Raw genomic sequence first — 22829 nt, 5'->3', positions numbered from 1 at the left:
GGCATCCAAGCGCTTTACGCCGCTTTTGCCTCCGGAGAACACCAGGTCATGGTGGCAGAAGGCGACGAAAAACGGATTCGAAAAAACCTGATGCCTGAAACACCGAAACCGTCCAATCGCATTCATGTGTCAAGGAAGACGCCCGTCCATATACCGAATAAAGTACAAGCGGAACTCAAACATATGATATCAGGCATTCTGAAGGTGAAAGAAGACGAGATAGATGCTGAATCAGAGATGAGAGATTATGGCTTTGATTCGGTTTCATTCACGCAGTTTGCAAATGAACTAAATAAAACGTATGGGCTTGAACTGACACCGGCCGTATTTTTTGAATACCCGACAGTCTTTCGTTTTGCCCAATACTTGCTGACGGAACATCCGGATACATTCGGCTCACAGGAAGAAACAGAAACGGAGAAACCGGTTGTGCGTAAAAAAATGAAGACGGAGCCATTCTTGATTCCGTCCCGTCTTCCTAAAACAAAAACCGCAGCTGCACCTGAGCCCGTGGCGATAATCGGAATCAGCTGTGCATTTCCAATGGCTGAAAATCCGGAAATGTTTTGGGAGAATTTAGCCGGAGAAAAGGACTGCATTTCTGAAATACCGCCGGAGCGCTGGGACTGGAGACAGTATTACGGAGATCCGCAGAAAGATAAAAATGCGAGCAATGTAAAGTGGGGCGGCTTCATTGATGAAACCGCTCAATTTGACCCTTTATTTTTCGGTATTTCTCCGCATGAAGCCGAAATGATGGATCCTCAGCAAAGACTTTTAATGATGCATGTATGGAAAGCCATTGAAGATGCAGGCTGCTCTGCCAAAAGCCTGTCAGGTACAAATACAGGCATTTTTGCAGGCACGACAAACAGCGGTTACGCTCAGGAAGCTTCAAAGTTCCATATAGAGATTGAGGGTTCTTCCGCCGCCGGTACGGTTCCGTCAATCGGTCCGAACCGTATGAGCTATTTTCTGAATATACATGGGCCGAGCGAACCGATTGAAACCGCCTGTTCAAGCTCATTGGTCGCTGTTCACCGTGCGGTCATGGCAATTCAGGCCGGAGACTGCGGCATCGCGATTGCAGGAGGCGTCAATGCTATTGTATCGCCGGATATGCATATCAGCTTTAATAAAGCGGGAATGCTCAGTGAAGACGGGCGATGCAAAACATTTTCCGATCAAGCGGACGGGTATGTCAGAGCTGAAGGTGCGGGCATGATTGTTTTGAAAACATTATCCGATGCGGAACGTGACGGCGACCGTATTTATGCCGTTATTCGCGGAACGGCGGAAAATCATGGCGGACGGGCGGCTTCCCTTACATCGCCGAATCCGAAAGCACAGACAGAAGTCATGATAAAAGCTTATCAGCAAGCGAACATCGACCCCCGTACAGTGAGTTATATTGAAGCCCACGGCACGGGAACGGCGCTCGGAGATCCGATAGAAATCAACGGACTCAAAGCGGCTTTTGCAGCGCTTTATCAGAAAGCCGGAGTAACGGCGCCCGATCAGCCTCATTGCGCCATCGGTTCCGTCAAAACGAATATCGGCCACACAGAGCTTGCCGCCGGCATGGCCGGGCTTTTAAAAATTATTTTGCAGATGCAGCACAAAACGCTCGTTAAAAGTCTGCATTGTGAAACCGTTAATCCGTATATCAGCCTCGACGGCAGCCCGTTTTATTTCGTCCGCCACACTCAGCCGTGGAAAGCTGCGACTGATGATAGCGGAAATGAACTGCCGCGGAGAGCGGGTGTCAGCTCGTTCGGATTTGGCGGTGTCAATGCTCATGTCGTGCTCGAAGAATATGTTTCTCCTGTTGAAGAGAAGCAATGGACGGCCGGTGAACTTCAGCCGTCCTTATTCATTCTCTCGGCAAAGACGGCGGAACAGCTGAAGGAACGTGCGGAACAGCTGTGCAGATATTTGGAAAAGACACATTCAGCTGACGGAGCTCTTGCGGGTATCGCTTATACGCTTCAGCTTGGCCGGGATGAAATGGAAGAGCGTCTTGCCGTCATTGCTGAAACAAAAGAAGAGCTTACGAACGCGCTGAATGATTTCCTCAGCGGCAAGGAGACGGGGCAGAATTTCTTTACAGGCCGGAACAAAGCGATGAAACAGCTGTTTACAGAGATGACGGACAACGCAGAAATGAGCGGGACCGTAGATCAATGGATTGAAGCAGGAAAGTATACAATGCTTGCAAAATTATGGGTGCAAGGTTTACATGTCGACTGGAATAAATTATATCCGGACGAAAGGCCAAAAAAAGTCAGCCTGCCCGTCTATCCTTTTGCGAAAACACATTGCTGGATACCGCACAGTGCGCAGCATATAAGGCACCGGGAGACTTATGAGACTGATACGTCCCCGCTTGAGACTTATGAGCGCCTGCTTGATGATTTGGAGAAAAACGAAATAAGCATAGAAACCGCTGTAAAAAGAACGATCGGTTTTTACAGGGATTAGCGTAATGGAGGAAACCATATGAAAGAGTTTCTGCACCGGGTTTTTTCTGACGTCAAAAATAAAAAAATGACAAAACAGGATGCGATCGGCATTTTGCGCGATTATGATATGCGGATGGGACTTCGCCAAGCGGCTTCCCTTCATCCGCTTGCTCAGCAGCATATTTCCGATGAAACGGGACAGGGATTCTCGGCAGCTTTCAGCGGCCGGGAATTTTTTCTCGCTGATGTTTCTTTACAGCGTAAAAAGCTTATGCCCGGAGAACTTCTTTTGGAAATGGCGAGAGCTGCGGCTGTTTTGACAGTAAAGGAGACTGAGGCTGTCCGGCTGACGCATATCGTGTGGTCAAAGCCCATTCTGACTGAGGCTGAGCCGTTCCATATCGAAATCAGGCTGATACCCGCAGAGGGTGAAGCCAAAAGGTTTGAGATTTATAATCCATTTTCTGCCGATTTCAGTCATCATGATGTGTACAGCCAAGGGACGATTCAGCCAGTTGATGCTGCGCCCGGCATGCTGGATATCAGCCGCTTGAAGGAAAACAGCGGTTCCCTGATGGATCAGCAGCAAATTGAAGCCATCACTCAGAACGATACCGTTCAATACAGTGAGCACATGAAAGGAATAGAGCGTATTTACGCCTCAGCAGGACGGATGCTGGCAGACATATCAATTCCATTGACAGACCAAAAAGAATCCGCCCGATTCGGCCTCCCTCCCTGTGTGATGCAAAGTGTGACAGAGGCATGCGCGCTGCTTGGCGGCAAAGAATATAAAACGCTCGCCCCGGTTTCATTGGACGAGCTTTTGTTTTATGAACCTTGTCCTGACAAGGTATGGGCCGAGATACAAGAGAAGGCGGGGAGCTTTTATATTGATTTATGTGACGAAGAAGGAAAAATATGGGCTTCCCTGTCAGGGTTGAAGCTGCAGCCTGTCATCAAGACGGGCGCTCCCGGAAAAACCAATGCCGAACACCGCAGTGAACGTTTGTATGAACAAACGCTTCTTCAGCTCAAAACGCTGTTTGCCCTGACTGCAAAAATTGCTGTTTCCAACATAGACACTGAAGAGCCGCTGGAAACCTACGGAATCGACTCAGTCACTGTGACGAAATTGAACCGCGAATTGTCTCTGCTTTTCGGTGACCTTTCCAAAACGGTTTTTTACGAATATAAGACACTGGGATCTCTGGCAGCTCACTTTGTCACGGATTATCCAAAAGAATGCCGAAAATGGACAAATGATGATGACCACCGTTCAGGCATATCAGAACAGGTTTTGGCAAATGAAGATTTTCCGGTGCTTCCGTCGTTTATCAAGCGAAAGAAACGGCCTGCTTTTTCCAATGAGAACCAGACAAAAGAAGGGATTGCGATTATCGGAGTCAGCGGCCGTTATCCGCAAGCTGAAACACTTGAAGAGTACTGGGATAACTTAGCGGCCGGAAAAGACTGTGTGACGGAAATTCCCGAAGAGCGCTGGGAAAAGGACAAATACTACAACCCTGATCCTGAAACGGCCGTGAAAGAAGGGAAAAGTTACAGTAAGCGGGGCGGATTTCTGAAAGATGCCGCTTTCTTTGATCCGCTGTTTTTTCAAATTTCACCCCGTGATGCTTTGAATATGGACCCGCAGGAGCGTCTCTTTATTGAAATGTGCTGGCAGGTGCTGGAGGATGCCGGTTATACGAAGGAACAGCTTGAGAATCTGTATAACGGCCGGGTCGGCGTTTTTGCGGGCATTACGAAAAACGGGTACGGAATGTACTGGAAAAACGGCGGCGCCCTGCAGCCGAAAACGTCGTTCAGTTCAGCGGCCAACAGAGTTTCCTATTTTCTTAATCTGAAAGGGCCGAGCATGCCGGTCGACACGATGTGCTCGTCTTCGCTGACTGCAATCCATGAAGCGTGTGAAAACATCCTTCGCGGCGAATGCGACATGGCGATTGCCGGCGGTGTGAATGTGTATACGCATCCTTCGGCTTATGCGGAGCTCAGCGCCTATCGAATGCTTTCAAAAGACGGAACGTGCAAAAGTTTCGGTGAAGGCGGGGACGGATTTGTTCCCGGGGAAGGCGTCGGGGCCGTGCTGTTAAAGCCGCTGTCAAAAGCGATAGCTGATAAGGACCATATTTACGGGGTGATTCGCGGCACTCATATCAATCACGGCGGCAGAACAAACGGGTATACAGTGCCGAGTCCGAGCGCCCAGGCTGACGTGATTTCCGGCGCGCTTAAAAAATCAGGAATACATCCGCGGATGATCAGCTGTATCGAAGCCCACGGCACGGGTACTGAACTCGGAGATCCGATCGAGATTGACGGTTTGACCCGCGCATTTCAAACGAAAACGTCAGATAAAGGTTTTTGCGCCATCAGCTCAGTTAAATCCAATATCGGGCATTTGGAAGCCGCGGCAGGCATTGCCGGTGTAACGAAACTGCTGCTCCAGTTTCAAAAACGAAAGCTGGCTCCCTCATTACATTGCCGGAAATTGAATCCGAATATTGCATTCGACCGGACGCCGTTTGCGGTGCAGCGTGAATTGGCAGACTGGAAACGGCCGGTCATTGAGGAAAACGGAGCGCAAAAAGAGATTCCGAGAATCGCGGGAATCTCTTCTTTTGGCGCGGGCGGGGCAAATGCCCACATATTGATAGAAGAATATATTGAACCTGATAGGGAGATTTATGAGCCATTCACAGATGAAGATCCCGCAGTCATTTTATTATCCGCCAAACAGGAGGCCAGCCTGAAGCAGCGGGCGCAGCAGCTTCTTCAAGCGATCAGAAAAAATGACGTCACAGACCGCAGCCTCCGGGATGCGGCTTACACCCTTCAAACCGGAAGAGAAGCGATGGAAGAACGTGCGGCGTTTATCGTGACGTCGACAGAGCAGTTAGCGGAAAAACTGCAGCGTTTTATTGACGGCGGGACAGACGGCTGCTTCAGGGGAAAAAGCAAACAGTATAAAGACATTCTAGCCGTTTTTAAGGATGAAGATATGCAGGAAGCCGTTCGTAAATGGATGAAAAGAAAAAAATTCGCGAAGCTTCTGGAACTTTGGGTAAAAGGGCTGAAGATTGAATGGTCAGAGCTTTATAACGGCAGCCTGCCGCATCGCATCAGCCTTCCCGGTTATCCATTTATAAAGGATCGGTATTGGCCGGACGATGCAGCGCCGGACAATGTTCGTGATGCTGAAACACATTCTGAAACATTTCGTGAAATCCGCTTTTTACAGAAAAGCTGGGCAGAAAGCAGCCGTGTTCCGGCTAAGGAAGTGCGGGGCGTCATCGGAATAGCTGCTGATCACCAGACAGGAAATTTAGCCGTTGAGCTGTCCCGTTATTTCCCCGAGTCTGAAATCATTGACGCTGCATCACCGGAAATATCCGGGGACGCGGCCCGATTTGGCGGTCTGATTGATGTGACCGGATGCGGGACGGAAATCAATCATGATGACGGCTGGATTCATCGTCTGCAGTCTCTCATTGACAACAGAAACCGCGGCCGAAAGCTTCAGCTGCTTTGTGTGACAAAGGGGCTTGAACCCTTTGCAAATGAAACGATAAATCTCTCAGGTGCAAAAAAGGCCGGATTGTACCGGATGCTCCAAAGTGAGTATAAGGATATCCGCTCGCGGCATATGGATGCAGAACGGACTGCCGAAGATCCTGAGCTGGCAAACCAGATCGCAGAGGAGTTTTTTCGCGATTCTGAAGACATCGAAGTGTGTTACCGAAACGGTGTGCGCTATCACGCGCGGTTAAAGGAAACAAACAGCTTAGCTGAAAAAGAATTTTCATTTCCGAAAGACCATGTGCTCTGGATCACCGGAGGGACCCGGGGGCTCGGATATTTATTCGCCTGGCATTTTGCCGAACGATACGGAGTCACGAAACTCGTGCTTACCGGAAAAGAAACAATGCCGCCGAAAGCGGAGTGGGATGATCATATCAAACGGAATTCCCCGTTTTCCGAAAAAGTGAGAAGAATCAGAGAGCTCGAACAAAAAGGTGTCCGAACGGAAGTGCTGTCTGTATCTTCCGGCCCTGAATATGAGCAGGCTGTCAGCCGGGTGAAAGAGAAGATGGGCCCGATTGGAGGCGTGATACACGCAGCGGGAGCCGTAGATCTCGATCATCCGGCCTTTATCCGCAAAACGAGAGAACAGATGATGACCGTGCTTGAACCTAAAACAGACGGACTGGACCTTTTGTATCAAGCGCTGCACAAGGAGCCTCTCCGGTTTTTTGCGCTGTTTTCTTCAGTGTCCGGCGTGATGCCGGAATTAGGAGCGGGACAAAGCGATTATGCCATGGCTAACGCCTATATGGATTATTTTGCGGCCGCAAAAGGTTTTCCGGTGCTGAGCATCCAGTGGCCGAGCTGGAAAGAAACGGGTATGGGCGAATCAAAAAGCCGGGCCTATCTGAAAAGCGGTTTAAAGAGCATCACTGACAGAGAAGGGTTGAGCCTGTTTGATGCCATCATGGCAGGCGATTGCGGATCTGTTATTATGCCGGCCGTCATTCACCCGGAAAAATGGGAGCCTGACCGTCTGCTGCTTTCATCCGGCCTTACTGAAACAAAGCAGCAGGAACAGGCCGATACAGAAAGCGTTAAGGAGTGGCTGACGGGCATTTGCTGCCGGGAATTAAGACTGGAGCCGTCAAGATTTGAATCTGATACACCGTTTCAAGATTACGGAGCCGATTCCATTATGCTTGCCCAAGTGTCCAGAGCGATCGGAAAGAGGATCAAAGCTGACCTTGACCCGGCGGTGCTGTATGAATACCCTACGGTTGCTGCGCTGGCGGGATGGCTTGAAACAGCATATCCCGAAATCAAAGCTGCCGTTTCAAAACCGGTTCAGCCTGTAATCCCGGACGTTCCCAAACAAACTGCAGCCGCTGTTATTCAGCCTTCTGGTGCTAGAGCGGCGCAGGACATTGCTGTTGTCGGAATGTCCTGCCGTTTTCCGGGAGCTGAATCAATCGAAGCTTATTGGAAGCTGCTGTCTGAAGCAACGTCAGCCATTCAAAGAGTTCCGAAAGAGCGCTGGAAAACGGAGAAGGCGGATTATGCGGGCCTTTTACAAAATGTAACGCATTTTGACCCGGAGTTTTTCCTTATTCCCGAAGAAGACATCAAGGCAATGGATATCCAGTCCTTTCTTATATTAGAAGAGGCGCTTCATCTGTTCAGAGACAGCGGTTACTCGTTACAAGAAATGAAAGGCAGGTCAGCCGGTGTCTATTTAGGAGGACGCGGCGGCAGTATGCCTGATGAAAACCGTCTGAAGCATGCAAAAAATCCGATAGTCGCAGCCGGCCCGAATTACTTGGCGGCCAATCTTTCTCAGTTCTTTGATTTGAAGGGGCCGAGTCTCGTTTTGGATACGGCCTGTTCTTCAGCGCTTGTCGGGATGAATATGGCGATACAGGCGCTCTCTTGCGGTGAAATCGACTCAGCGGTGGTCGGGGGAGTCAGTCTGCTGGAATCCGGTCAAACCCACCGGATGTTCGAACTTCGCAATCTGTTAAGCGAAGAGCCTGCGTTTCATATTTTTGACCGCCGCACCGGCGGCATCGTATTGGGAGAAGGCGTCGGAATGGTGTATTTAAAAACAGCGGCCCAGGCTGTAAAAGACGGTGACCGGATTCATGCGGTCATTAAAGGCATTTCCGTAAACAATGACGGCAGAACCGCGGGGCCTGCCACACCGAATATACAGGCGCAGAAAGAAGTGATGGCCAAGGCGCTTGCCAAAAGCGGCAGAAAAGCGGAGGATATCAGCTACATTGAAGCAAACGGTTCAGGCTCTGAAGTAACCGACCTTTTGGAACTGAGGGCGATTGAAGCGGTGTACCGTATGCAAAACAGCGCGCCTTGCGAATTGGGGTCGATGAAGCCGAATATCGGACACCCGTTATGCGCTGAAGGGGTTGCCGGATTCATTAAAACAGTGCTTATGCTCTCGCGCCGAATGCGTGTGCCTTTCCTTTCGGGCAAAGAGCCGATGACGCATTACGATCTGTCCGCCTCGCCGTTTTATTTTTCGCACGCTCTGCGTGAATGGACGGATTCACCGCGGATTGCCGCCGTCAGCAGCTTCGCTGACGGAGGGACGAATGCCCATGTCATAGTGGAAGCCTGGGAGCAGGAGGCGTATACCCCGGTTAGAAAGCCTTTGCCGAGACAGGAATTAAAACGCCGGCCCATCCGTCCGGACAAAACCGAAAGCCTGCATGAAAACACACATAAGTCCCGTCCGAATACGTTTTGGAAACAAATGAAGACTTACTGATTGCGCTGAAAATTGAACGTCGATATGGAGGAAGTTCATATGCAAGAGCAGCTTCTTATTAACAATCAGCATCCCGTTCTGAAACATCATAAAGCCTATGGAAAGGAACTGCTGCCGGGTCTGGCTTATATTGACCTGATCTATCAGACTTTCAGAGAAAACGGCTTTTTTCATGCCGGCCTTGAACTCAGGCACTTATCGATTTTTCACCCTTTAGCTCCTGAACAGGGAGAAACAATCCTGCTTTCCGTTGACTGTACAGAGAACGGCGAAGGGCAGTGGAAGGTGGAGGTGAAAGGGCAAAAACAAGGTGACGAAGCAGCAGAGACAAAGGTATATGCCGCGGCGCAAATGCATTCCGTCAAGCCCGCCGGCTTCCAAGAGAGCGTCCGGATGGATGCCGTAAAACAAACGGCGGCAGAAATACCGCTTGAGGACATTTACGCGGAATGCAGGGATCAAGAACTGGTTCACTCAGGAATGATGAAAGGCTGCGGAAGCGTCTACCAAACTGAAAAAGAGATTTATATTGATCTGTCGGTGCAAAAGGATCAGCTGGAACATGCAGAAGAGGCGATGTTTCATCCCGCATTGATAGATGCGAGCAGCATCGGCTCCAATGTATATCTCGCTCCTTTGACGAGGGAGGAGGGGCAATTATTTCTGCCGCTGTTTTATGAATCGTTTTATTGCACCGAATTGCTGCAGACAACATGTATCACCAAGATAAAAAAAGAATCCGTCACCCGTAAGAAAGATCTCGTTTACGTGACAATGGAGTTTTTCAATGAGAAAGGCAGAAAAGTCGGCGAACTGAAAAACTTCGCCAATAAACTGGTGAGGGACCCGGAACTGATCAATCAGAAACGGCAAAAGAAAGAACCTGACGGGCGGAATGCCGTCCCGGCTCCGCAAGCGGAACCGGCGCCTTCTGAGCCCCGCCGTGCGGAGGCTTCCGCCGGCCTTACTGAACAGTGCATCCTTTATTTAAAAGAATTGCTTGCCGCCCGATTGAACAAACCTGTGAAAGAGATTGACCCGGATATCGGCTACTATGAAATGGGGCTGGATTCTCCGGGGCTGTTGGACATGGTAAAGGAAATTGAACAAAAAATCGGAACGCAGCTTCTGCCGACACTGTTATTTGAATACACGACAATCGCGGAATTGGCGGGATATTTGTGCGAACATTACGGAGCCGGTTTCGGCCATGCTCAAAGCGGGCATTCAAGTGCTGAGCCTTTGCCCCGGGAAAAAAAGAGGACAACCCAAATCCGCGTGAAAAAATCGGCGTCAGCCGGAACGCAGAATGGAGATATTGCGATCGTCGGGATGGCGGGACGGTACCCCGGCGCCAAAAATCTTCGTGAATTTTGGACAAATTTAAAAAATGGAGAAAACAGCGTAACGGAAGTGCCTCGTTCCCGCTGGGATACGAGGACATATGAGCATTTGCGATCGCCGTCCGGCAAGCCGATTTCCAAATGGGGCGGTTTTATAGACGATCCGGATTGTTTTGACGCGAAATTTTTTCGGATTTCTCCGCGGGAGGCAGAAGCTAAAGATCCGCAAGAACGATTGTTTTTAGAAACATGCTGGGAAACGATTGAGGATGCGGGCTACACCCCGGAAACAATCGTTCAGCCGAAAGGGCCGAATAAGAGAATGAACGTCGGTGTGTTTGCCGGGGTGATGCATATGGATTATTCTCTCGCCGGCGCTGAAGCTGCTGCTAAAGGGCTGGTCTTTCCTTATCCCTTGAACTATGCGCCGATCGCAAACCGGGTTTCATATTTTTGCAATTTTCACGGGCCGAGCATGGCGGTTGACACGGTGTGTTCGTCATCTTTGACGGCCGTTCATATGGCGGCGGAAAGTCTGAGACGCGGTGAATGTGAAGCAGCTCTTGCCGGCGGCGTCAATTTATCATTGCACCCGACAAAATATATCACATACGGCTTGATGGATATGCATTCGAGTGACGGGCTGTGCCGCACGTTCGGCGAAGGAGGCACAGGCTATGTCTCAGCTGACGGCATCGGAGCCGTGCTGCTGAAGCCGCTCCACAAAGCCGAAGAAGATAAGGATCATATTTATGCGGTGATAAAAGGCAGCGCCGTCAATCACGTGGGGACCGTCAGCGGGATTACCGTGCCGAGCCCCGTGGCGCAGGGGGATATGATAGCTGAATGTCTTGAAAAGACGGGGATCGATCCCCGGACGATTTCTTATGTGGAAGCGCACGGAACCGGAACTTCTTTAGGAGATCCGATTGAAATACAAGGTCTTGTTAAAGCTTACCGCACGTTTACGGAGGATCGGCAATTTTGTGCGATCGGTTCCGTTAAATCGAATATCGGACATGCGGAATCAGCCGCCGGGATCAGCGGGCTTCATAAAACGGTTTTGCAGCTGTTTCACAAAACGCTTGTCCCTTCTTTGCACTCAGAGACGATTAATCCGTATCTCCGTTTAGAGGACTCGCCATTTTACGTGCAGCAAAAAACCGAGTCATGGAAAAGGCCGGCGTATACAGAGAACGGCCGTGAACATGCCTGCCCGAGACGCGCAGGCATCAGTTCATTCGGGGCGACGGGTTCAAACGTTCATCTCATTTTAGAAGAGTACAGGCCTAAAAACCCCGGTATTACGGAGGATCAAGAGAGACCGTATATCGTGCCTCTATCAGCGAAAAATCCGGAGCGGCTGAAGGAATACGCTGCCCGCCTGCTGATGTTTCTCAAAGATAAAGCGCTTGAAGGAAGCGGTCCGCTTCATGACAAAAGAGATACAATGCAAAATCAGCTGGAAAATGCGTTGCGAGGTGTTCTGGCCGAAGTTCTGCATGTTGCGGCCGGTTCGGTAGATGATGAACAGGATTGGAAGGAATTCGGCTTGGATGTCATGCAGCTGACACAGTTTTCTGAGCTGATGACGGATCAATACGGGCTGGCAATAGACATGACTGATCTCATACAGCATACTTCCGTCCGGACTTTAGCAGAATGTCTTACAAACGATGAGAAACATAAGAATATTCTTTCCGGTCTTTTCGGCCAGTCGGGCTTAGATAAGCAGCCTGATGAATCTTTTTCCCTGCGGTCACTGGCGTATACGCTGCAAACGGGACGGCTGGCAATGGAAGAGCGGCTTGTTTTTTTAGTGAACGATCAAGCAGACTTGATCAGGAAATTAACTGAATTTACAGAACAAAAACGGCAGATTGACGGCTGCTTTCAAGGGCGGTCTGACAGCGGAACGGAAATCAGGGGTTTCCTGAACGATGATCAGGATACGGAGGAGCTGATCCGAAAATGGATGGACAGCGGCACTTACAAAAAACTTGCGGAGCTGTGGTCAAAAGGATTTGAGATAGACTGGACGCGGCTGTATCAGGAGGAGAAACCGCGCAGGATGAGTCTGCCGACGTATCCGTTTGCAAAGGAACGATATTGGATACCGGAGCCCGATCATCCCGTCACTTCAGTAAATACAGAAAGCAGGCTTCACCCGCTGCTTCATCGCAATACATCAGATTTGCTAGAACAAAAATTCAGTACGATACTGAACGGAGATGAATTCTTCTTAGCCGATCATATCGTCCGAAACAAGCGTGTTCTCCCCGGGGCGGCTTATCTTGAAATGGCGAGAGCCGCGGCTGAACTGGCTGCCGCGCCGTTAGCCGCTGAATACACGGCTAAAACCGGCATTTCGCTGCGGTATATCAGCTGGATACGCCAGGCCGTTCACAAAAAAGAGACGCTGCGTATGACGACAGGGCTTTCTTTGGAGGATAACGGCAATGTTTCATTTCAAGTGTACAGCAATGAAAATGATTCAGACATTTATTGTGAAGGCAGTGCTGTGATTGAGCCGCTGTCTGAGGCGCCGGTTTTGCATATTGAACAGCTGAAAGCGCGATGCCGCAAAAAAGTGCTGTCAAAAGAAGACTGCTATGCGGCGTTTGCAAAGGCGGAAATTGTATACGGACCTTCACATCAAGGAATTGATCACATTTATTGCGGGGAAAAAGAAGCCTTGGCTAAATTGGTGCTCCCTGCTTCCGTTTCTGATGAGGCTGAACAGTTTGTGCTCCATCCTAGTCTGATAGATTCTGCTTTTCAGGCGGCCATCGGCGTTATGAATGAAGATCAAGCGGGTTATCCGGAGCAGCCGTTAATGCCTTTTGAATTGCATGAACTGACCGTTTTTCATCCGTGCAGTCCAAACATGTGGGCGGCCGTATTTGTGACGCATGAAACACCGGCCGTACGAAGAATGGACATTGATATATGTGATGAGCGCGGCAATGTGTGTGTAAGGATAAAAGGATTTTCTGCCCGGATGGCCGAAAGTGCGCCGGCCGTAACCGATAATAAGCAATACGATCTCCCGGGTAACCTTACCGGAGCCGTCAAACTGATGCAGGTATGGGACGCGGAACCGATAGACAACCAAACCGGCTTCCCCATTTCTGAAGCAAAAGCTGTCATCATAGGCGGTACAGACGGGCAGGCGGACGCGGTTTTACGATTGTTTCCTAAAGCTGTGAGATTTGATATCGGCCAAAGTGCTTCCGTTGAAGTGATATCTGATCGGCTCCGCCGTCTCGGTGAGATTCAGCATATGATCTGGTTTGCCCCTCAGCCGGCTGATTCTCACAGCCATGATCAAAAAAGCGGGGTGCTGCAAATTTTCAGAGCGGCCAAAGCTCTTATCGGTCTCGGGTATGGAAAGGAGCAGCTAGAGATGACGGTGATTACGCACCAAGCACAGCCTATTACCCAATATGATGAGGTGCGTCCCGCTCATTCCAGTGTTCACGGTTTTGTCGGGTCTCTCGCTAAAGAACATCCGAGCTGGCACATCCGTCTCGCCGATCTTGAAGACGGGGGGGATTTCCCCGCAGAAGACATATTCAGCCTGCCCCGCGACCGTACGGGTAAAGCATGGGTGCGTAGACATCAGGAATGGTACCGGCCTCAATTGCTTCCGGTCCAAAGCGGGCCGTCTGAAAGTGTTCCTTACCGCTATGGAGGCGTGTATGTCATCATCGGCGGTGCGGGAGGCATCGGCGAGGTTTGGACAGATTATATAGTGACGACGTATAAAGCCCGAGTCGTCTGGATCGGGAGGCGGCCGCTGGACAGCCGGATACGCCAAAAAATAGACCGGTACCGGCCATCAGGCCCGGCTCCCGAATATATAGCCGCAGATGCTTCTGATCTTCCATCGCTTCAGCGCGCCTATGAACAGATTAAAAACACATACGGCACCATCAGCGGCGTCGTTCATTCAGCGATGGTATTTGCGAATGAAAGCGTAAAAGATATGGAAGAATCACAGTTTCACGCCGGTCTTGCGGCGAAAGTGGATATTTCCGTCAACATTGCCGAAGTATTTGCGAAAGAGTCTTTGGACTTTATTCTCTTTTTCTCTTCGGTTATTTCATATATTAAGAATCCGAATCAAAGTCATTATGCGGCGGGGTGCGCATTTAAAGACGCATTTGCCCATGAGCTTTCCGGATGGCTGTCATGCCGGGTCAAAGTGATGAACTGGGGTTATTGGGAGCGGGCTGACAATCACATTTCTGAAGAGTTTGACAGACTGAGTGCAATCGGTCTCGGGCTGATCAGCCGGGCGGAAGGGATGCAGGCGCTGGAAACTCTGCTGACGCAGCCGATCTCCCGCATGGGGCTGATGAAGCTGACCAAGCCGATTCCGATCGAGGGAATGAACCCTCATGAATTTGTGACTATCTGATTGCCTGTCAAATTGACGGAGCAAATTTAATTTTCTTAGGAGGATAAGGTTTTGGGTAAGGGAGACAAACAAAAAGACCGTACACAGTTATCCTTAAGAACAGAAATAAGCAATCAAATGAAAGAATTGAATCGGCTTTTGCTGCAAGTGCTGCGGGTGACGCTGCGTTCAATGGGTCTGACCGGCGAAGCGCCGGCGGCTTCCTGTCTGCCTTTATATGAACGCTGGCTGGAAGAAAGCATCCGTCTTTTAGACAGCGATTTTAAAAGCGGTGAAACGGCCGCGGTTTGGGAAGAGTGGCATAAGAAGAAAAACGAATGGCTGAAAGATCCGGATATGAAAGCGCAGGTTCTGCTGGCGGATACCATCATTCAAGCTTTGCCTGACATTTTAACAGGCAAAATAAAAGCCACTGACGTGATGTTTCCCGATTCTTCAATGGAGCTTGTTGAAGGAATCTATAAGCATAATATTCTCGCTGATTATTACAACGATGTGCTGGCAAATGAAGCGTGTATGTATGTGGAAAATGTAATGAAAAACAATCCTGAGGCAAACATCCGCCTGCTGGAGATCGGAGCGGGCACCGGCGGAACGAGCAGCACACTGTTTAAAAAGCTCCGCCCCTATCAAAACCATATTCAGGAATACTGTTATACCGACTTGTCAAAAGCTTTTTTAATGCATGCCGAAAAGGAATACGGCGCGGACAATCCGTATTTGACGTATCAGCTGTTTAATGTGGAGCAGCCTGCGGCGGGCCAGGGATTACATCTGAGAACCTACGATATCGCTATTGCTGCAAACGTACTGCATGCCACCAAAAATATCCGGAAAACCTTACGGACGGCAAAAGCCGTATTGAAAAAGGACGGTTTGCTGCTCGTTAATGAACTGGGCGGGCATACGCCGTTTACACATGTTACATTCGGCTTATTAGAGGGCTGGTGGCTGTACGAAGACGAGGCGCTGCGGATTCCGGGGTGCCCCGGTCTTTATCCGGAAACATGGAAATCCGTTTTAATGGCTGAAGGTTTTCATTCCATTCAATTTCCGGCTGAAAACGAACGTCTGCACACCCAGCAGATTATCACGGCGAAAAGCAACGGAGTCATCAGGCAGAGCAGGGAAGCTTACACCGCGCAAAAGCGCCAATCAATCGTACCGCAAACATCCTCTGATCGTCAGCTCCCCATCAAACAAGCGGGAGAGGGGCTTTCGGAAAAGACAGCGGCTTTTCTGATAAGGGCTGCGGCAAAAGTATTAAAAATGCCGGCAGAAGAGATAAATCCGCTGGCTCCTCTGGATGAATACGGCATTGACTCTATTCTGATCGTTCAGCTGACGAATGAGCTGCGGGATCTCGTCCCTGATATCAGCAGCACGCTGTTTTTTGAATACCGGACGATAGGAGAGCTTGCCGCATACTTGGCTGAAACGAAGGAGCGCGAACTGCATGCGCAATTTTCTGAAGAAGTCCGTCATACTGAAGCGGCATCATCCGGCTCTTTGCTTGAAAAAAGCACAGAGTACCTGAAACAGATCGTCAGCGCCATCTTAAAGATGCCGATTGAGGACGTTCAAGCCCATACGCCCCTTGAAGAATACGGAATCGATTCCATCTTAATCGTACAGCTGACCAACCGCGTGCGGGAAGACATACCTGATATCAGCAGCACTTTGTTCTTCGAGTATCCGACAATCGGCGGATTAGCGGACTATCTCGTCAGCTCAAGACAGGAAGATATGGCTGGGATTTTCAAGACAAATAAAGAAGCCGAAAAGGCGCCGCACACTTTACAGAAAAAGCAAAGCCGCAAACAAAGCGCCGGATTGACGAAGCGCCAAGCGGCATCTTTTTCTGAAACAGCGCCGCCCGCTTCCGAACCGCCGTCAAAACACCTTGAAGTGGCAATTGTCGGTCTTGCCGGACGGTATCCCGGAGCTGAAAATGTTAATGAGTTCTGGGAACGGTTAAAGACCGGTGAACACGGAATCACTGAAATTCCGAAAGACCGCTGGGATTGGCGGGACTACTATGATGAGACAAAAGGTAAGGAAGGCCGGATGTATACAAAGTGGGGCGGCTTTTTAACAGATATTGATAAATTTGATCCGCTGTTTTTTAAAATCTCCCCGAAAGAAGCGGAGCGCATGGACCCGCAGGAGAGACTGTTTCTGGAAACCGCTTATGCGGCCCTGGAGGATGCCGGATATACCCCTGATTCACTATGCGCCGGTAAAAAGGTTGGTGTCTTTGCGGGTGTCATGAACGGCAACTATCCGACAGGGGCCCACTATCACTTTATCCCGAACCGCGTATCCTATGTGTTTGATTTTCACGGTCCGAGCATCGCGGTCGATACTGCATGCTCCTCATCCTTAACCGCCATTCATCTCGCCGCAGAAAGCATCAGAACAGGTGCATCTGAATGCGCGATTGCCGGCGGCGTAAACCTGATTACAGATCCGGTTCATTATATCGGACTTTCTTCTATGAGAATGCTGTCACCGTCAAACGCGTGCAAAGCGTTCGGTGATAAGGCTGACGGGTTTGTTGACGGAGAGGGCGTCGGCTGTATCGTGTTAAAGCCGTTGAAAAAGGCTGTTGAAGATCATGATCATATATACGGTGTCATTAAAGGAAGCGCTCTGAACGCCGGCGGCAAAACGAACGGGTTCACCGTTCCGAACCCGAATGCACAAGGAGAAGTGATCGCAGACGCGATGGAGCGGGCAGGGATTGACCCGAGAGCAATCAGCTATCTGGAAGCCCACGGCACCGGCACTTCCTTGGGAGATCCGATTGAAATCGCAGGGTTAACCAAGGCTTTCCGCCGCTATACGGATGCAAACCAATTTTGTTCCATCGGTTCTGTTAAATCCAATATCGGACACCTGGAAAGTGCGGCGGGCATTGCTGCGGTCACCAAAATTCTTCTTCAGATGAAACACGGATATCTGGTGCCGTCGCTGCATTCAAAGCAGCTGAACCCGGAAATTGATTTTGAAACTTCTCCTTTTATCGTGCAGCAGGAAACAGCGGAATGGAGACGGCCGGTCATAGAATCTGAAGGAGTAACACGAGAATATCCGAGAATCGCGGGTACATCTTCTTTCGGAGCGGGCGGAGCAAATGCCCACCTGCTGATAGAAGAGTATGAACCGGCTGAAATGACTTCGGCAGACACCGGCCGTCCGGCGCTTTTTGTTTTATCGGCAAAAGATAAAGACCGCTTGCGCGAGCGGGCTCTGTTGCTGTCGGATGCCGCCGGACACGGAACAATTACAGATGCGAATCTGCTTGACGCGGCATTTACCCTTCAAGTCGGCAGGGTCCCGATGGAAGAACGGCTGGCGATGACAGCGGACTCTGTTTCTGAATTGGAACAGAAGCTGATTGCTTTTCTGAATAATGCTGGTTCCGTAAGCGGGGTGTTTACGGGCCGGAGTGATAGTGCTGTCACGGAGACGGAAGGCACTATCAGTGATTGGATGGAAAAACGTCAATTTGACAGTCTTTTGAATGCCTGGGTTCACGGGACGCCCGTCGATTGGGCATCTTTATATAAAGGCGCGCTGCCGCATCGTATCAGTCTGCCGTCTTATCCATTTGCAAAAGAAAGCTACTGGATGAAGCGGGAAGAACCAAAAACAGGAACAACTGAATATGTGCATCCTTTCCTGCATGAAAATACGTCAACCTTGGCGGAGCAAAGCTATCATACATCTTTTACAGGCCGGGAACACGTTTTCCAGGATGTGAGCGGGGAGCGGGTTTTGTCGGCAGCCGTTTATTTAGAAATGGCGCTTGCGGCTTTTCATCATGCGGCAGACAGCTCTGAAGAAAAAGAGATATGGATCCGAACAGCGGCATGGACTGACCCGATTACCGGCGGACTTCACGGTGCGGGCGTCAATCTCTCCCTTCTGTCTGAAGACGAGGAAGGCATCCATTATGAAATATACAGTGACGAAGAGAAGCTGCATCATTATGGAATCATCGGACAAGGGAACATACAGCCATCCCGCGTGCTTGATATTGCCTCCTTACAAAAAGACTGCCGCCCGCTGTCATTCGATTATGAAACACCAGGCACATCAGGTGTAACGATCAGTAAGGAGTTCCGCACCGTTGAAAAGCTTTATGCGGGAGAAAGTGCGGTTTGGGCGAAGCTTGCTCTTACAGATGAAAGCGGCTGTAATCCGGGATATCATCTGCCGCCGGAATTTCTGGACGCAGCTTTTCATGTCCTGGCCAAAACGGAGCCGTCAGTCCATATCGTGCCTGAAGCGGTTGAAGAACTGCGCGTCATGCGTCCGTGCTCATCCGGCATGTGGATGTATATTAATAAAAAGAATCAAACCGGCTGTGACATTCAATTTTGTGACGAAACCGGCACTGTCTGCGCAGAAATCAAAGGGATAAGAATGAGACAGCCGTCTCAGCAGGATCACGGGCAAGAGGAACAATCCGAGATGATGATATTTGAAGAAATGTGGAAGCAGCAGCCTCTGAAGAAATCTATTCATGAAGAGCTGAAAACGGTCATCTGTTTTCTTACGGGAGAAGCTGCCAGAAAGCATGCTTATCAGTCTTTACAAACCCTTTTTCCGGGAGCCGGCGTGTTTTTTATTTCACAGGGTGAGGAAACTCAAAAGCTTTCAAACACGCATTATCAAATTAAAATCACTGACGAACAAGCATATCAAGAAACGTTTCGGCATATTGAAACGGCTGCAGGCAAAGCGGATGCCGTTTTATATGGATGGCCGCTTGAAGATGAAAAGGCCGTGAAAGACTATTCCATTCTGTATCATGTGATCCGCGCAGCTGCTTCTTTGCGTTCTAAACCGAGGCGGATCCTTCTTTCCGCTCAGTGCGGGACCGATACCGATATCAGTTACGCTGAGTCATGGATCGGGCTGGAACGGTCGCTGAAACTGATCTTGCCGGAGACGGATACGGCCGCGGTTTATTTTGAACAAAAAGGACCGTTAGAAAAACTGATCCATAACGTATGTGAAGAACTTCACAGCGAGTCGTTCCGCAGTGTCATGTACAGTGGGGAAATCCGTCGCGTCATGGAAATGAAGCAGACGGATATTGCCCCTGGCGAGAAGCGTGTGATAAAGAGCGGGAAAACGTACTTGATTACCGGCGGATGCGGGGGGTTAGGCTTGTTATTTGCCGGATATTTCGCTGAAAAAGGACCGGTTACGCTCATTTTGACGGGGAGATCAGCGGCAGCCGGCCCGGTGCTGAACAAGATAAAGAGATTGGAAGCATCAGGCTCCAAGGTGTTTTACGTGCAGGCGGATGCCGCAGATCAGGCTCAGATGGAGAAAGGTTTGCAAGAAGTGAAAGAGAAAGGATGCGGGCCGATTCACGGTGTCATTCACGCTGCAGGTCTTCAAGGCACTGAAAGCATTCTGGAGAAAGATCTGCAAACCTTTCAGCAAGTCTTATCGCCAAAAGCGGACGGCACCGCGGTGTTAGATCAGGTTCTGTCACGGGAGCCGCTTGACTTCTTCTGTTGTTTCTCTTCTTCTTCAGCGATTTTAGGAGACTTCGGTTCTTGTGACTACGCGATGGGGAACCGCTTCCAAATGGCTTTTGTCCGTCATCGGGATAAACTTGTGAGCCTCGGGCTCAGAAGCGGCAAGTCACTTGCAATCAATTGGCCGCTTTGGAAAGAAGGGGGGATGCATGTCGGCACGGCGGAAAGCACCGATATGTATTTAAAATCAAGCGGACAGCGTTATTTATACACTGAGGAAGGACTCGAAGCTTTTGAAACATTGTTAGTCCAGCCGTCCAGCCAGTATCTCGTCCTGGCCGGTTTTCCGTCGAGGGCCAAACGCTTCCTGCAGATAGATCAAGGCGAACGGCCGATTTCGGGTTCTGTAAACAGGAACGTCCCGTTTTCAGGAAGGCGGAGTGAAATGAAAGGCTTTACACTGGAAGAATGCGTAAGCTGGGATGTGAAAGAACTGGCGGCGGGGCTTTTGAAAATAGACAAGAACAGACTGACGGACGCTGACAATCTGGCTGATTTCGGCTTTGATTCTATCAGTTTGGCGGAATTCGCCTCTTCTTTGTCCGCCCATTACGGAATTGAAGTGACACCGGCCCTGTTTTTCGGACATTCCACCCTGGAGAAGGTCGTCCGCTATTTTCTGACGGAACACCAGTCCGTCATGGAGCATGTCTATGAAGAAAAGAAACCTGAATCCGCAGATCAATCTGTCTTTGAAAAGGCAGGAACGGAAAAGCGAAAGAAGCAGAGGGGAAGAAATAAGCTGAACGCCGGAACCGAGGGCAGTCAGGCAGCTGATTCCATTGCCATTATCGGCATGAGCGGCCGATTTCCTCAGGCGCGCACGGCGGACGAGCTGTGGGACATTCTGTTTCAGGAAAAGGACGTTGTCGCACCGGTCGCAAAAAAAGGCTTCACAAGTTCAAAATGGAAACTCGGCGCTGTTCCGGGGGCGGACGAATTCGACCCTTTATTTTTTGAAATATCGCCGAGGGAAGCTGAAACGATGGATCCGAAACAGCGGCTGCTTCTTCAGGAAGCGTGGAGGGCCCTTGAGGACGCCGGCTACGGCGCCAGTCACATCAAGCAGCAGACGATCGGTATGTTTGTGGGGGCGGAAGAAGGAGATTATCACCTTTTAACACGGGACAAAGGCAATGTCACGTCTCATCATAACGGTATTTTGGCGGCGCGGCTGGCTTATCACTTGAATTTATCAGGTCCTGTGATGGCGATAAATACAGCATGTTCTTCGGGGCTCGTTTCTGTCCATCAGGCGGTATTAAGCCTGCAGAATAAAGAGTGCACAACAGCTGTTGCGGCCGGGGTGAATATCATGAATACCCCGGACTTTTTTGAAACGATAGATAAAGCCGGAATGCTGTCGGAAAACGGAAAATGCTTCGCGTTTGATAAAAGGGCTGACGGCATGGTTCCGGGGGAAGCAGCCGCGGCGGTTGTTCTGAAGCCGCTGAGAGAGGCGGAAAAAGATGGTGATCCGATTTACGGGGTGATTCGGGCGAGCGGCATCAATTATGATGGGAAAACAAACGGAATTACCGCTCCGAGCGGCGTAGCCCAGACCCGGCTGCTTACTTCTGTTTATGACCGGGGCCGTATCAACCCTGAAGATATCGAATATATCGTCACACACGGCACAGGTACAAAACTCGGTGATCCGGTGGAAATTAACGCGCTTTATGACGCATTTTCTGCCTATACAAACGAAGAAGCTTTTTGCGCACTCACATCAATTAAAACCAATATCGGCCACACGTTTGCCGCATCAGGCATTGTCAGTTTGATCAGTCTTTTACAGGCGTTCTCCCGTGAAATGATTCCCGCCAGTCTGCATTGCAGCGGGGAAAACCGCTATATCAACTGGGAGAAGAGTCCTTTTTATGTGAATAAAAGGGGTAAACCGTGGCCTTCTCTGCCGGGTAAAAACCGAATGGGGGCAGTCAGCGCATTCGGGATGAGCGGAACAAACGCCCATGTCGTTATGGAAAGCTATAAGCGCAGCGCTTCACCTCATCGTGATGCCCCTGCATATTTACTTACTTTGTCTGCAAAAACAGAGGAGGCCCTTCAGGAAAAAATCGAAGAGATGATCACTTGGGCGGAAAATGGCGGACTGAAAGAAAATGATCTGGCCCAGCTCAGCTATACGTTGTTAAAAGGACGGCATCACTTTAACCATCGCGCCGCCATAGTAGTGCAAGATGCTGATGACGCAGTGTATGTATGGAAGCAGGCAAAGCTTAATGAACATCATCCTTATGTGTTTTCGGGAAAAGTACCGCAGCACTTTGCAGGGCGTCAGCATATTCAGGAGCACATAATAGAAGTGCTCGGCAAGTGCAGCGCCTCATATTCTGACCATAGAAAATATCAGGAGCTGTTATGCGTGCTGGCAGATTTTTATTGTCAAGGTTATGAAATCGAAGGGGACTTGCTTTATGGCGGACCTTTGCCGCGAATCGGCAATCTGCCGGGCTACCCGTTTGCCAGGCAGACGTATTGGGCGTCCGATCGTCTTCAGGGAGAGCTTGAAAGCCGGAATTCAGACGAATGTGAAAAGCTTCACCCGCTGCTCCATGCGAATACATCGACCTTTACCGCCCAGCGCTTTACTTCTGTTTTTTCAGGGCATGAACCGTTTTTTGCCGATCACATCGTCAATGGAAAACCGGTGCTTCCGGGCGCGGCTGCTTTAGAAATGGCCCG

4 protein-coding genes are annotated in these 22829 nt (G+C 50.0%); all 4 read left to right on the top strand.

All coding sequences use genetic code 11. From position 1 onward, the window contains the following. A partial coding sequence (locus AC3WTF_RS18965; RefSeq protein WP_492314339.1) for a beta-ketoacyl synthase N-terminal-like domain-containing protein occupies positions 1 to 2481 on the top strand: 2481 nt, incomplete at its 5' end. Between the two features lie 18 nt (positions 2482 to 2499). After that, positions 2500 to 8796, top strand: coding sequence for a type I polyketide synthase (locus AC3WTF_RS18960; RefSeq protein ID WP_327948376.1), 6297 nt, complete (start codon positions 2500 to 2502; stop codon positions 8794 to 8796). 39 nt (positions 8797 to 8835) lie between these two features. Next, a complete protein-coding gene (locus tag AC3WTF_RS18955; protein WP_492314338.1) occupies positions 8836 to 14562 on the top strand; it encodes a type I polyketide synthase in 5727 nt (1908 codons plus the stop codon). 51 nt (positions 14563 to 14613) lie between these two features. Continuing rightward, positions 14614 to 22829 (top strand): SDR family NAD(P)-dependent oxidoreductase (locus tag AC3WTF_RS18950; protein WP_492314337.1); only part of this gene is annotated, 8216 nt, incomplete at its 3' end.

The organism is Bacillus sp. EB106-06-01-XG163 (assembly GCF_058791615.1).
Note: the sequence above shows the minus strand (reverse complement) of the source record. Positions and strands in the feature narration are given on the sequence as shown.